This window comes from Terrabacter sp. 01T434 (assembly GCF_056398545.1).
In genome coordinates this window covers 256,881-271,049 of sequence record NZ_JBFTPP010000001.1, presented here as the reverse complement: position 1 = coordinate 271,049, position 14,169 = coordinate 256,881, and the positions used below count along the sequence as shown (strand labels likewise).

At 71.9% G+C, this 14,169-nt stretch carries 10 protein-coding genes; 6 read left to right on the top strand and 4 right to left on the bottom strand.

Annotation, left to right across the window (positions count from 1 at the left end):
* Positions 1 to 3 precede the first annotated feature (3 nt).
* A complete protein-coding gene (locus AC1DIW_RS01290) occupies positions 4 to 1,725 on the bottom strand; it encodes a thiamine pyrophosphate-dependent enzyme (protein WP_478106209.1) in 1,722 nt (573 codons plus the stop codon).
* Positions 1,722 to 3,245 carry an FMN-binding glutamate synthase family protein gene (locus tag AC1DIW_RS01285; protein WP_478106208.1) on the bottom strand — a complete coding sequence of 508 codons (1,524 nt, stop codon included), beginning with the start codon at positions 3,243 to 3,245 and terminating at the stop codon, positions 1,722 to 1,724. Before AC1DIW_RS01285 ends, AC1DIW_RS01290 begins: the two co-directional genes overlap by 4 nt.
* 244 nt (positions 3,246 to 3,489) lie before the next feature.
* Between AC1DIW_RS01285 and lysX the strand changes: the two genes are divergently transcribed.
* The 3 genes from lysX to AC1DIW_RS01270 are packed head-to-tail and all read left to right on the top strand — an operon-like array spanning position 3,490 to position 9,006.
* Positions 3,490 to 6,894: a bifunctional lysylphosphatidylglycerol synthetase/lysine--tRNA ligase LysX gene (gene lysX / locus AC1DIW_RS01280; RefSeq protein WP_478106207.1), complete on the top strand. Its 3,405-nt coding sequence runs from the start codon at positions 3,490 to 3,492 to the stop codon at positions 6,892 to 6,894.
* Positions 6,885 to 8,000: an alpha/beta hydrolase gene (locus AC1DIW_RS01275; protein ID WP_478106206.1), complete on the top strand. Its 1,116-nt coding sequence runs from the start codon at positions 6,885 to 6,887 to the stop codon at positions 7,998 to 8,000. Before lysX ends, AC1DIW_RS01275 begins: the two co-directional genes overlap by 10 nt.
* A 13-nt stretch (positions 8,001 to 8,013) precedes the next feature.
* Complete coding sequence (locus tag AC1DIW_RS01270) at positions 8,014 to 9,006, top strand: SGNH/GDSL hydrolase family protein (protein WP_478106205.1); 993 nt, start codon at positions 8,014 to 8,016, stop codon at positions 9,004 to 9,006.
* Between the two features lie 12 nt (positions 9,007 to 9,018).
* On the opposite strand, the gene AC1DIW_RS01265 is transcribed toward AC1DIW_RS01270, so the two are convergent.
* Entirely contained in the window at positions 9,019 to 10,068 is a 1,050-nt protein-coding gene (locus AC1DIW_RS01265) for an SDR family NAD(P)-dependent oxidoreductase (RefSeq protein ID WP_478106204.1), read from the bottom strand.
* Positions 10,069 to 10,121: 53 nt separating this feature from the next.
* Between AC1DIW_RS01265 and AC1DIW_RS01260 the strand changes: the two genes are divergently transcribed.
* Entirely contained in the window at positions 10,122 to 11,303 is a 1,182-nt protein-coding gene (locus AC1DIW_RS01260; protein ID WP_478106203.1) for a zinc-dependent alcohol dehydrogenase, read from the top strand.
* 52 nt (positions 11,304 to 11,355) lie between these two features.
* Positions 11,356 to 11,724, top strand: a complete 369-nt coding sequence (locus AC1DIW_RS01255; protein WP_442279617.1) for a hypothetical protein — start codon at positions 11,356 to 11,358, stop codon at positions 11,722 to 11,724.
* A 9-nt stretch (positions 11,725 to 11,733) separates the two neighbouring features.
* On the opposite strand, the gene AC1DIW_RS01250 is transcribed toward AC1DIW_RS01255, so the two are convergent.
* Positions 11,734 to 12,495, bottom strand: coding sequence for an ANTAR domain-containing protein (locus AC1DIW_RS01250; protein WP_442279616.1), 762 nt, complete (start codon positions 12,493 to 12,495; stop codon positions 11,734 to 11,736).
* 126 nt (positions 12,496 to 12,621) lie between these two features.
* On the opposite strand from AC1DIW_RS01250, the gene AC1DIW_RS01245 reads away from it, so the two are divergent.
* Positions 12,622 to 14,013, top strand: coding sequence for a cation:proton antiporter (locus AC1DIW_RS01245; protein ID WP_478106202.1), 1,392 nt, complete (start codon positions 12,622 to 12,624; stop codon positions 14,011 to 14,013).
* Positions 14,014 to 14,169 lie beyond the last annotated feature (156 nt).

Below are 14,169 nucleotides of genomic sequence, written 5' to 3'. Positions count from 1 at the left end.
GCGCTACCGGCTCTCCACGACCTCCTTGGCCTTGGCGATCGCGAAGCCCCAGCCCTGGGCGAGCTTGGGCTTCGGCGGGATGGCGACCTCGTCGGGGTTCGTCACGACGTCGAGCAGCACCGGCCCGTCGGCCGCGAGCGCCCAGGTGACGGCGTCGTCCAGCTGGTCCGCCTCCGTGACGCGGCGGCTCGTCAGCCCCATCGCCGCTGCGACGGCGGCGATGTCCGGGTTGTCGAGCTCGGTCCCGAACTCCGGCAGCCCGCCCTGCTCCTGCTCGAGCTTCACCATGCCGAGCCGCCCGTTGTCGAAGACGACGACGACGACCGGGAGCCGGTAGGTCACGGCGGTGCGCAGGTCACCGAGCAGCATCATGAGTCCGCCGTCCCCGGCGAAGGCCACGACCGGACGGGTGCGGTCGAGGGCCTGCGCGCCGAGCGCCATCGGCAGCGCGTTGGCCATCGATCCGAGGTTGTAGGAGCCGACGAGCCGTCGAGTGCCTCGCATCGTGACGAAGCGCGCGAGCCACGCCGTCGACATGCCGGTGTCGCTCGTGAAGATCGTCGTGTCCGGTGCCAGCCGGTCCACGGCTGCGGCCACCGCCTCCGGCCGGATCCGCTCGTCGGGGTTGTCCAGGACGGCGCGGGCCCGCCCGAGCAGCGTCTCGTCGTGGTCCGGGTCGAGCAGCGAGCGCTGCCGCTCGTGCCACTTCTGGTATGCCGTGCGGGCCGTCTCGAGGTGGGCGCGGTCCGCGCGCCGGTCGAGACGTGGGACGAGCCGGTCGAGCGTCGCCGCGGCGTCACCGACCAGGGCGTGCTGCACGGGCGTGCGTCGGCCGACGTGCTCGCCGCGCGCGTCGAGCTGGATGACGGTCTTCCCCGTCGGGTACCAGTCGCGGTAGGGGAAGTCGGTGCCGACGAGGACGAGCACGTCGCAGTCGTCCATCGCCTTGGCGGCTGCGGGGTTGCCGATGAGCCCGGACTGGCCGACCTCGAACGGGTTGTCATGCTCGAGCCCCTCCTTCGCCTTGAGCGTCAGCACCATCGGGGCCGCGAGGACGTCGGCCAGCTCGAGCACCTGCGACCTGGCGTCACGAGCCCCGCAGCCGACGAGGAGCGTCACCGGTGCGTCGCCCGCCAGGGCGGCCACGGCTGCCTCGACCTGGGCGTCGGGTGCCGGCGCGGGCACCCCTGCGGGCGCGAACGTGGCGGGCCGCACCGACTTGTCGACCGGGAGGTCGCCGACGTCACCGGGCAGGGTCAGCACGGCGACACCGCGCATCGACTGGGCCGCGTTGACGGCCTGCTCGAGCAGGTAGGGCAGCTGCTCGGCCGACGTCAGGGTCTGGCTCCACACGGACACGTCGGCGAACAGGGCGTTGTTGTCGACCTCCTGGAAGAAGTCGGTGCCGATCTCCGGGCTCGGGACCTGTCCGCAGATGGCCAGGACCGGCGCGTGCGACTTCTTCGCGTCGTAGAGGCCGTTGAGCAGGTGGATCGAACCGGGACCGACCGTGCCCATGCACACCCCGAGCGTGCCGGTCAGCTGGGCCTGCGCGCTGACGGCGAAGGCCGCGACCTCCTCGTGCCGCACCCCCACCCACTCGATGCGCTCCTCCGTGCGGATCGCGTCGGTCAGCGGGTTGAGGGCGTCGCCGACCACACCCCAGACCTGGGTCACTCCCGCGTCGGCCAACGAGGTGATGATGTGCTCGGCGACGGTGGTCATGACAGCCTCCCGCCGAAGTGGTCGGCGCTGGCCGCGGCCCAGTCGTGGGCCCAGTCCCGTGGGGGCTCCGTGAGCAGCTGCCCCGGCTCGAGCCAGTCGTAGAGCTCGGCGTAGGACTGGTTGCGGGTGGCCGAGATGTTGAGCCGCAGGTGGTGCGGCGTCAGGTCCGCCGGGTCGGTGATCCCCATCGCAGCCATGATCCGCATGGCCTCGTCGACCGTCGCCTCCTGGTAGCGGTGCACGCGCTCGCTCTTGTCCCCGACGTCGAGCGCCCTGGCTCGACGGGCGTTCTGGGTGGCGACGCCGCTGGGGCACTTGTCGGTGTGGCAGCGCTGGGCCTGGATGCACCCCGCGGCCATCATCATCGCCCGGGCGGAGTTGGTGTAGTCGGCGCCCTGGATGAGCCGCTTGACGACGTCGTTGCCGGCCGCGACCTTGCCGCTCGCCCCGACGCGCACGCGGTCGCGCAGTCCCACCCCGACGAGCGCGTTGTGCACGGTCATCAGGCCGTGGGTGAGCGGCATGCCGACGTGGTCCTCGAACTCCAGTGGCGCGGCGCCCGTGCCACCCTCGGAGCCGTCCACGACGATGAAGTCCGGGGTCGTGCCCACCTCCGCCATCGCCTTGCAGATGGCGAGGACGTCGACCCGCGAACCGACGCAGAGCTTGAAACCGGTCGGCTTGCCGCCGGCCAGCTCACGCATGCGGGCGATGAACTCGATGAGCTCGACGGGTGTGTGGAAGACACGGTGGCTCGGCGGGCTGACGCACTTCTCACCCTGCGGCACCTGCCGGATGTCAGCGATCTCCCGGCTCACCTTGGCCGCGGGCAGCACCCCGCCGATGCCGGGCTTGGCACCCTGGCTCAGCTTGAGCGAGACGCACTTGACGGACTCCCCGGACGCCTTGTCCGCGAAGGAGGCCGGGTCGAAGTCGCCATCCTTGGTGCGGGCGCCGAAGTAGCCCGTGCCGATCTCCCAGACGATGTCGCCACCGTTCTCGAGGTGGTAGGGCGACAGGCCACCCTCGCCGGTGTCGTGCGCGAACCCACCGAGCGCCGCACCCTTGTTGAGGGCGCGGATCGCGTTGGCGGACAGGGCACCGAAGCTCATCGCCGACACGTTGAGCAGCGCCATGGAATAGGGCTTGGTGCAGTCAGGACCGCCGACGAGGACGCGGGCCGGAGCGTCGGGCGGGTCGGCCGGGGCAGCAGAGTGCACGAGGTACTCGTAGCCGACCGCGTTGACGTCGAGCTCGGTGCCATAAGGGCGCTCGCCGTGGATGCCCTTGGCCCGCTCGTAGACGACCGAGCGCGTGTCGCGGTCGAAGGGTCGGCCGTCCCAGTCGCGCTCGATGAAGTACTGCTGCAGCTCGGGGCGGATGTCCTCGAGCAGGTAACGCAGGTGGCCGACGACGGGATAGCGCCGCAGGATCGTGTGCTTGCGCTGGAGGAAGTCCCACGCCGCCAACCCCGCCGCCCCCGCGCCGGCTCCCCCGACCACCCATCTGCTGCGACCCACGGCTTGCCTCCTGCTCGATCGGACGGGCCGAGTGCCGACCCGCGTACACGTCGGGAGCGCGCGCTCGGGCAGGCGCACTCCGTCGTTCGCGTCCCCCAGCGACCTACCCGCGAGGCCGGGCCGGCTACCTGAGAGGTTCCTGAGTCAACGTCTCCTCGGGGGTTCACCCCATGCTCGGGCGAGGGCCGATTCGTCACAGGGACCATCCAGCAAACAACCAGCCGGATCGGGGATCGTCGGGCTCATGGGGACCCGAATCTTCCGGACGCCGGCTTCGCACCGTCCTGCTCGGCTGGTCACCGGTCTCTACGCCGTCGCCACCGTCGTGGCGCTCGCGCTCACCCTCTTCGCGCGTTCCCACACCCACCCGACCCTTGCCGAGGAGGTCTTCGGCCTGCTCAACGTGCCGGTCGGGGCGACCTTCGTGTCGGTCGTCGTGCTGGCCCTCGCCACGCGGGCACTGTGGGGTCGCAAGCGCATCGGGCTCTGGTTCGTCGCCGTCTTCCAGGCGTTCGGGATCTACCTCGGCGTCGCCGAGATGCTCCCCCGCGTGCGGCTGCCACTCAGCGAGATGTGGGAGACCCGGGGGGATCTGGGCCGTGGCCTCGACACCGTCTCCATGGTCGTGGCCGTCATCGCCCTCTGGTGGCTGTGGCGCATCCGTGGCGAGTTCACCGGTCGCCTGCAGCGCGGCTCATGGGGGCTGGCCGCTGCTGCCCTCGCGGTCGGCTCGGCGGTCACCACCGTCGTCGCCTGGCTGCTCGTCGGCGCGGTCAACGCACCGCGGTCCCAGGTGCGCGAGCTCGTCGGCACGGTGCTCGCCGCCTTCGGAGGCGTCGGGCGCCGCAACCTCGCCGGCATCCCACCCTGGGTCGTCGACGTGGTCGCGGCCTGCGCGGCGCTGACGATCCTCGCAGCGGTCACCCTCTTCCTCGCCTCGGCCCGTCCCCGCAGCCGGTGGTCGCAGGACCGCGAGGTGGCCCTGCGCGGCCTGCTCGCCCGGCACGGCTCCGAGGACTCCCTCGGCTACTTCGCGACCCGCCGCGACAAGGCCTCGGTGTTCTCCCCCGACGGCCGCGCGGCCGTGACCTACCGCGTCATCGCAGGAGTGTCGCTCGCGTCCGCCGACCCCGTGGGGCACCGCGACAGCTGGCAGCCGGCCATCGAGGCCTGGCGGGCCGAGGCCCGCGAGTTCGGCTGGGTGCCCGCGGTGGTGGGCGCCAGTGAAAGAGGAGCCCGGGCGTATGCCGCCACCGGGGGCATGCGCGTGCTGCTCCTCGGGGACGAGGCGATCCTCGACCCTGCGCACTACGACCTGCGACGAGCCTCCCTGTCACCGGTACGGCACGCCGTCAGCCGGGCCGCCCGCGCCGGGATCGAGGTGCAGGTACGCCGCCAGCGCGAGCTGCGTGCTGACGAGCTCTCCGAGCTCTCGGATCGCGCGGAGGCCTGGCGCCGGGGAGAGACCGACCGCGGCTTCTCCATGGCCTTGGGCCGGTCGGGCGACCGCGCGGACGACGAGGTCCTGCACGTGACCGCGCACGGGTCCGACGGGTCTCTCGTCGGACTCCTGTCCCTCGTGCCCTGGGGACGTGCCGGAGTCTCCCTCGACGTCATGCGCCGGTCCCCCGAGGCGCCCCACGGCGTCACCGAGCTCATGGTGAACGAGCTCCTCACGCGCTCGCGCCAGCTCGGCCTCACCCGGGTCTCGCTCAACTTCTGCATGTTCAGGGCGGTCTTCGAAGACGCCGAACGCCTCGGGTCGCGGTCGCTAACGCGGGTCGGCGCCTCGGTGCTCGGTCTGCTCGACCGCGTCTGGCAGCTCGAGCGGCTGTACCGCTCGAACAAGAAGTACGAGCCGTCGTGGCAGCCCCGGTTCCTCTGCTACGACGACGCGGTCTCGCTGCCCCAGGTCGCCGTGGCGGTCGGCGCCGCGGAGGGCTTCGTGCGCTATCCCTCCCTGCGGAGCTCCTCGACGGAGCTCGACCCCGAGCACCTGGCGCTGGCCGCCGAGATGGCTGCGACCAGCGCCGACGTCGAGGCGCTCGGTCCGCGGCGTTCCGACCAGTTCCGCCACCGGGCCGCGACCGTCGAACGGATGCGCGAGGCCGGTCTCGACGCCTACCCCGTCGGCGCCTCGTCGGTCGCCACGACACCGCTCGCCGACCTCGACGCGCAGGACTGGGACGGGCGGCGCACGCTCTCGGTGGTGGGGCGCGTGCGCCAGGTGCGTGACCACGGCGGCGTCGTCTTCGCCACCCTGGTCGACGGCGACGCCCGGGTGCAGGTGCTGCTCGACGCGGCGCGCCTCGGTCGCGAGGGCCTCGACCAGTTCACGGCGTTCGTCGACGTCGGCGACCTCGTGCGTGTCGACGGCACGACCGGCCTCTCCCGCTCCGGCACCCGGAGCCTTCTCGCGCAGACCTGGCGGATGGAGGCCAAGTCCTTGCACCCCATCCCCTTCGACGCCTTCGAGGACCCCGCTGCCAAGGCCCGGCAACGCTCGACCGACCTGCTCGTGCATCCGGGCGGCGTCGAGCTGCTGCGCCGCCGCTCGGCGGTCGTCGGCGCGATCCGTCGCAGCCTCACCGACGCCGGCTTCCTCGAGGTGGAGACGCCCATGCTCCACACGACGCACGGCGGAGCGAGCGCTCGCCCCTTCCGGACCTTCATCAACGCCTACGGCGTCGACCTGTCCCTGCGCATCGCGCCCGAGCTCTACCTCAAACGGCTCCTCGTCGCCGGCCTCGGGCCGGTCTTCGAGCTCGGTCGGAACTTCCGCAACGAGGGCGCCGACGCGACGCACAACCCCGAGTTCACCTCGCTCGAGGTCTACCAGCCCCATGGTGACTACGTGACGATGCGCCTGCTCGCGGAACGTGTCGTCCGGGAGGCGGCCCGCGCCGTGCACGGTCGTGAGGTGATCCCCGTCCCGGCTGCCGGCCAGGTCCGCGCCGGCCTCGACGGTGTCGAGCTGCTCGACATCAGCGGTGAGTGGCTCGTCGTCCCCGTGCTCGATGCCGTCTCGGAGGCGGTCGGGAGCACGGTGACGATGGGCACCGACATCGACGTGCTCCTCGGCATCGCCGCGATGCACGGGGTCCGGGTGCGTCCCGAGATGGGGGCCGGCGCCGTCATCGAGGAGCTGTATGCCGCTCTCGTCGAGCCGACGACCCTGCAGCCGACCTTCTACGTCGACTTCCCGCGGGAGACCTCTCCGTTGACCCGTCCGCACCGCCGGGAGGACGGGCTCGTGGAACGCTGGGACCTCGTCGTGGCCGGGATGGAGATCGGCACGGCATACAGCGAGCTGACGGACCCCCTCGACCAGCGGACCCGGCTCACGGAGCAGTCGCTCAAGGCCGCCGCCGGTGACCCGGAGGCGATGGAGGTCGACGAGGACTTCCTCCTGGCCCTGGAGACCGGCATGCCGCCGAGCGGAGGTCTCGGGCTCGGGGTCGACCGGCTCGTCATGCTGCTCACCAACACCCCGATCCGCTCGGTGCTCACCTTTCCCTTCACCCGCCCGGCGCCCGGCGCCCTCGCCGCCCGAGAGGCCGGTTCCGCCCGCCCCGCCCGCGAGGCCGGAGACGCTCGGGTCACCACACCCACCCCAGCCCCTCGAGAAGCGAGCCCTGCATGGAGCTGACCGATGCCAGCCTGCTCGTCCTGCTGGGCGTCATCGCACTCGCCCTCTTCGGCCTGCTCGTCGCGGGACTGCCCCGCTCCCGGCGTCCGGTCGTGGCCGGGGCGGTGCGGGGTGCCCAGGTGCTCCTGCTCAACGTGATCGTCGTCGCCGTGGCCGGAGCGGCGCTCAACGACCAGTACCTCTTCTACTCCAGCTGGGGCGACCTCTTCGGGTCCCGCTCCTCCTCCGTCCAGACCCACCAGGGCGGCACGGTCCCCGAGGTCGTCGCGGCGCCGGTGCACGGTCCGGGCCTCGGCGGCGCCGTCACCCCCGGGGTGCTGCCCGGGCTGCCACAGCCGTCCACCCGACTGCAGACCTACACCGTCGTCGCGGCGCGCTCGAACGCCAAGGCGCAGGTCTACGTCTACCTCCCGGCCGGCTACGACCCACACTCGCCGCGGACCTACCCGGTCATCGTGGGCCTGCACGGCTTCCCGGGGAGCCCGAGCACCTTCCTGGGGCTCAACTTCATCAGCACCATCGACCTGTTGACGTCGCAGCACCGCATGGCGCCGTCGATCGTCGTCGTGCCGCGCATCGACACCCCGGCCAGCCTCGACACCGAGTGCGTCAACGGCGGTCCCGGTCAGCCGCAGACCGACACCTGGCTCGCGCACGACCTCCCGGCGTGGACCGTCCACCACTTCCGGGTCCAGCGCAAGCGCACCTCCTGGGCCACGGTGGGCTACTCCTACGGCGCCTGGTGCGCGGCGTCGTTGACCATGCGTCACCCGGATGTCTACGGCGCCGCGGTCGTGCTCCAGGGCTACTTCCGCCCCGACTTCAGCGCGGCCTACGACCCGCTGACCACGGACGGCCTGCGCAACTACGACCTGGTCGCCCTCGCGCGCAACGCGCCTCCACCCGTGGCGATGTGGGTGCTCACCTCGCGAGAGGACTCCCTGTCGTATCCGACGACGTCGAAGTTCCTCAGTGTCGCCCGGCCACCGCTCGACGTCACGGCCACCGTCCTCGCGCACGGCGGGCACCGTCTCGACGTGTTCACCCCCTACGTGCCGAACGCCCTGACCTGGCTGGCCCAGACCCTGCCCGGGTTCCGTGCCTGAAGGAGGAGGGCGTATGCCGTCCGGCGACCTGCCGAGGGCGCCGCGGCCCGACGCCCCAGCGCGGTCTCGCGCACGTGGTCGCCCTGCCTCCCACCACGTCATCGCGGTGCTGCTCGGTCTGGCGGCGCTCGTGGGCCTCGTCGTGAGCGGGATCGTCCCGGGACTGCTCCCGTCTCCCACGGTCGAGCCCGCGCCCGGCCCGACCCCCACCCTCGCGAGCGGTCCCGCGGGAGCCTCGGGAGCCTCGGGAGCCTCGGGAGCCGACCCTGCGACACCCTCGGCAAGCCCGTCCGTTGCCAAGGGGCCCCTGACCCTGGTCGGGCTCGGCGACTCGGTGCCCTCGGCGGAGACGTGCGGCTGCACCGGCTACGTCGAGCAGACGGGCAGCCGGCTCGGGCAGCTGACCCACCGCGGCTGGGTGGTGCACAACGACGCCAACGGCGGCTGGACCACCGCCGACGTCGTCTCCGACCTCGACTCCGCACCGACCCGCGACCACCTCGCCAGTGCCGACCTCGTGGTCGTCGAGGTGGGCGCGAACGACTTCAACCTCGACCGCGTCGAGGACAGCAGCTGCTTCCCGGCCGCGGGGTCGGCCTGCTGGTCCTCGACGGTGGCCGGACTGCGCGACGGGCTGACCCAGATCATCCAGACGGTCCGCAGCATCGACCACCGCCCGGACCTGCGCATCGCCCTGCTCGGCTACTGGAACATCACCGTCGACGGGTCGGTCGGTCGTGCGCTGGGCGAGAGCTACGTGCTCGGCAGCGACGCGCTCACCCGGCTCGTCAACGAGACCATCCAGCAGGTGGCCACCACGACAGGGACCGTCTACGTCGACGCGTACAGCCCGCTGAAGGGCCCGACCGGCACGCGCGACCCCACGGACGACCTGCTCTTCGACGGCGACCACCCGAATGCCGACGGCCACGCCCTCCTCGCCGGGGCCGTGGTGGACCAGCTCCTCATGACGGGAGCGGTGCCCGCCTGGACGGCGGCGCCCTGAGATCGTCCGCCGTCACGTCACGGTGTCGGACGCTCGACGCGCTCCCTCGTTGTTGCGCCGTGCCGCCCGGTCGCCGAGGATCGTCAGCCGGTCGACGAGGGGGGACCCGAGCCGGCGTCTCGCCTCGTGGCCCGGGGCCGTCCGGGCCCCCTCCCGCCCGGGCGCGTCGGGCAGCAGCCGACCCATCAGCCCCATGAGGCGCGTCGTCGTCGCCGGGGCGAGCCCACGGAACCGGATCCCGAGCCAGGCCAGCGGCGTGAGGACGACCATCGGGCGGCCGGCGAGCACGGCGTCCACGATCCGCCGGGCGGCACGATCGGCGTCGACGGACAAGAGCGGGAGCGAGGCGGCCGACGCGAACCACGCGTACTCCGCCGCTGCGTCACCGCCGAAGCGCGCATGCTGGTGACCACCGGTCCGCATGAGTCCCGGCACGATGGTCGTGGCCGTGACGCCGCTCCCGCTGAGAGCCGCCGCGAGGCCGTCCGAGAAGCCGACAGCGGCGAACTTCGCCGTGGCATACGGCAGCAGGTGCGGCGGCGACACCATGCCCCCGATGGAGGTCACCGTCCCGATCCGCCCGCGTCCGCGACGACGCATGTGGGGCAGCACCGTCATGGCGGCATGGATGGGACCCCAGGCCATGGTGTCCATCGCGTCCTCGAACTCGTGGAGAACGAGTGACTCGACGGGAGCGGTCTGGATGACCCCGGCCACCGTGACGAGGACCTCGATGGGGCCGACGACGTGCTCGACCCGGCCCACCAGCTCCCCGACGTCGTGACGGTCCCGCACATCGCACCGCTCACCCGACACGGGTCCCCACTCGCTCAAGGTCCGTGCCGCGCCCTCGATCTCCTCGACGTCCCGTGCCGCGACCACCACGCGGTGCCCGCGGCTCAGCAGCTCCCGGGCGATGAGCAGTCCCAGCCCGCGAGACCCGCCGAGGACGACGGCCACCGGCCGCTCGGCGGAGGTCTCGGTCGTCTCGGTCGTCTCGGTCGACTCGGTGGACGCTGTCGCGTCGGACAGGGCCCGGTCGGTCGGTCGGGTCGGGTGCATGCTGCGCCTCCTGGCGGGTTTTTCCTCACGCCGCCTTGGGTAGGAGCCACGACATGAGGGCTCTCACCTGGCACGGCATCGAGGACGTCCGTGTGACCGACGTACCCGACCCCGTCATCGCTGACACCACTGACGCCATCGTGCGAGTCACATCCACCGCCATCTGCGGCTCGGACCTGCACCTCTACCGGGTGCTCGCCCCCTACCTCCAGCCGGGGGACGTCCTCGGCCACGAGTTCATGGGCATCGTCGAGGAGGTCGGCCCGGACGTCGCCACGCTGGCCGTGGGTGACCGGGTCGTCGTGCCCTTCAACATCTCCTGCGGACGGTGCTGGATGTGCCAGCGCGGTTTCTTCGCGCAGTGTGAGACCACCCAGAACACCGCGTCGGGCAAGGGCGCGAGCCTCTTCGGCTACACGAGCCTCTATGGATCCGTGCCCGGCGGCCAGGCGGAGTACGTCCGGGTGCCGCATGCCGACTTCGGTCCGATCGTCATCCCCCACGAGCGGCCGGACGAGCGCTTCCTCTACCTGTCCGACATCCTGCCGACCGCCTGGCAGGCGGTGGAGTACGCCGACGTCAGCGCCAACGACACCCTTGCGGTCCTCGGGCTCGGCCCCGTCGGGCAGCTCGCCGTCCGGGCGGCCCGGCACCGCGGGGTCGGACGCGTCATCGGGGTCGACCTCGTGCCGGACCGGATCGAGAAGGCTCGCGCCCACGGCGCCGAGGTCATCGATGCGCGCGACACCGAGGTCGTCGATGCGCTCATCGAGATGACGGACGGCCGAGGACCCGATGCCGTGATCGACGCGGTGGGCATGGAGGCGCACGGAAACCCCTTGTCGGAGATGGTAATCGGAGCAGCCAGCCGCCTGCCCAAGCCCGTCGCCCGGGGAGCCATCGAACGCTTCGGCATCGATCGCCTGGCCGCTCTGCACACCGCGGTCGCGGCCGTCCGCCGTGGCGGCACCTTGTCGATCAGCGGCGTCTACGGCGGCTCTGCCGACCCGATGCCGATGATGGAGCTCTTCGACAAGGGCCTGACGGTCCGGATGGGCCAGTGCCACGTGCGCCGCTGGAGCGACGAGCTGCTCGACATCGTCCGGACCGACGACGACGTGCTCGGCCTCGAGGGCCTGGCCACGCACCGGGCCGGCCTCGACGACGCACCGGACCTCTACCGAGTCTTCCAGGAGAAGCAGGACGAGTGCCTCAAGGTCGTCCTCACGCCCTGAGACACGCGCCGACCCCGCACGCAGCCCCCATCCACCGAGCAAGGAGAAGCCGATGAGTGTGACCAGCTTCCAGGACCTGCCCCTGGCCGACCGCGACCGGGAGTGGGACGGCGACGCCGCGGAGAAGCGGGTCCGCGAGTGGGCCGGCGCCACCGACGAGCCGAACGAGAAGTACCGCGACGCCCACGTCTGGTACGACGCCGAGCACAAGACGAACTTCACGGCATACAAGCTGCTCGTCGCGGATGTCGTGGACGGTCGCCTCCGGGCCGTGCCCCGCGGGGTCATGGCCGCGGCCGCCGTCATGCAGGGGTCCCGTGGGGGCGTGGACCTGCCCGAGAAGGACCGCGACCGCGTCCGCAGCCACCTCGCGAAGTACTACGCGAAGATGGGCGAGGACGCCCCGTGGGAGCGCGACTGAGCGTCGCGGTCAGTCCGTGGCGTCCTCGAGCCGCGGTCGGCCGCCGCCGATCGTCGGCAGGACGCCGGTGTCGGCGACCTCCCGGGCCACCTCGTGCAGCTTGCGGTTGGTGTTCTGGCTCGCCATCCGCAGCAGCCCGAAGGCCTGGTCACGCGTCACCTGGTGCCGGGTCATCAACACGCCCATGGCGACCCCGATCTCGCGGTTGCTGACGAGGGCCTTCCGGAGGTTCTCGACCTGCTGTTGGTTGGCCGACAGGGCGACCGCCAGGGCCCCGTGGGTGGCGAGCATGAGACCGACGAGCTCGGCGTGCTCGTCGAACGCGGCCACCTCGTCCGCATAGATGTTGAGGCCGTCGATGCTGTCGTCCGTCTCGTGGCCGAGGCGGTAGCTGAGCATGCTGAGCAGACCGAGCTCCCTCGAGACCCGCTCGCCGTACTCCGGCCACCGTTTGTCGTGACGCAGGTCGCGCGGGCGGTAGAGCGCGTCCTCGACGATGGCGTCGAGGCAGGGACCCGAGCCCAGGGCGTACTGGATGTCGTCGGCGCGACGGGCCCGGTCGTCGGTCGCCGCGACCGTCCGGAAGCGGCCGTGCTCGTAGGTCGTGATGCTCGCGCAGACGGAACCCGGCACGCGGTCGACGGCCATCCGGACCACGGCGTCCAGGGTGTCGGCGGGCTCCATGGACTCGAGCTCGGCACCGAGCTGGCCGAAGGACTCGGCGACCACGCGCAGCTCGTCCTCGGCCTGCTGGAGCTCGTCAGCGCCCATCCGCTCACCGTCCCTTCTCCCGTCGACCGTAGACCTTGGCGAGTACCGAGGCGAGAGCCGATCGGAGGGGCACCGACCCGGGTAGGTCATCAGGAGGCCAACCCCGAGGAGCACCTGCGTGTCGTCATGTCCATCAACCTGATCTACCTCATCGCCGGAGCGGCGATGTTCCTCGCAGCGGTGCTCCCCTCCGTGCTCGACCGGTATGCCGTGTCGGCAGCGATGGTGCTGCTGCTCCTCGGCATGGCCATCGGCCTGCTCCCACTGCCCGAGGGGATGCGCCTCGACCCGGTCGTCATCCGGCCGCAGGTCGAGCGGGTCACCGAGTTCACGATCCTCGTCGCCCTCATGGGTGTCGGCCTCGCCATCGACCGCTCGTTGGACTGGCGCAGCCGTGCCTCGTGGGCCGCGTGGTCCCCGACGTGGCGGCTGCTGGCCATCGCGATGCCCCTGACGATCGCCTCCGTGGCGCTGCTCGGCTGGGGGCTCGGCATCGCGCCGGCCGCCGCCCTGCTCCTGGGGGCGGCCCTCTCCCCGACCGACCCCGTGCTGGCCAGCGACGTCCAGGTCGAGGGCCCACGCGTCGACACCACGAGCACTCCGGACGATGCCGCGGACGAGGGTGCGGGTTCTCCTCCCGACGACGACCAGGCACTGGGCGAGCCTGTCGACGAGAAGGACGACGTGCGCTTCGCGCTGACCTCCGAGGCCGGTCTCAACGACGGTCTCGCCTTCCCGTTCGTCACCGCGGCCCTGCTGCTCGCCTCCGCCGGAGGACTGTCCTCGGTGGGTTCGTGGGGCCTGCAGTGGTTCGCGTGGGACCTCGTCGGCAAGGTCGTCATCGGCGTCGCGGTGGGGATCGCGGTCGGTTGGGGCCTGGCCCGCATCGCCTTCCGGTCCTCGCGGCGCTCACTGCGTCTCGCTGAGCAGGGTGAGCCCCTCCTCGCCCTGGCGGCCCTCGTCCTGACGTACGGCGCCAGCCAGCTCGTGGGTGGCTACGGGTTCCTGTCGGTCTTCGCGTGCGGGATGACCCTGCGTGCGGCCGAACGCAACCACCACTACCACCGTTCGATGCATGAGGTGGTCCAGCGGCTCGAGCGTCTGCTGACGCTGATCATCCTGCTCATGCTGGGCATGGCCATGACCAAGGGCGTGCTGGGCGAGCTCGACTGGCGCGGGGTGGTGATCGCCCTGGCCCTCGTCTTCGTCCTGCGCCCTCTCGCCGGGTGGGTGAGCCTGCGCCTGCGGGCCCGGCCCCCGGGTCTGCCGGGGGGCCTCGGCCGCCGCGAGACGCTCGCGACCGCGTTCTTCGGGGTGCGCGGAATCGGCTCGCTCTACTACCTCGCCTTCGCCGCCGGTGAGCACGCCTTCTCCGACGAGCGCTGGATGTGGTCCACGGTCGCCTTCACGATCCTGTTGTCGGTCATGGTGCACGGGACGCTCGCGACGCCGGTCATGCGCTATCTCGAGCGCCGCCGTGAGCGCGCCGGCCGAGCAGAGCGCGCGGGCCGGGCATAGCGCGCCTGACGCAGACGCTCCCCTCGGAACGGGCCGACCACGCAGGCACGGTCCGGCAGGTGTGCCGGCACCCCCGCGCGGGTATGAGTGCTGGGGAGGCTCCAGCCCAGCGGCCCCCGACCCCGCGCCGACGCCCCCTCGATCGGTGTGCGTCGG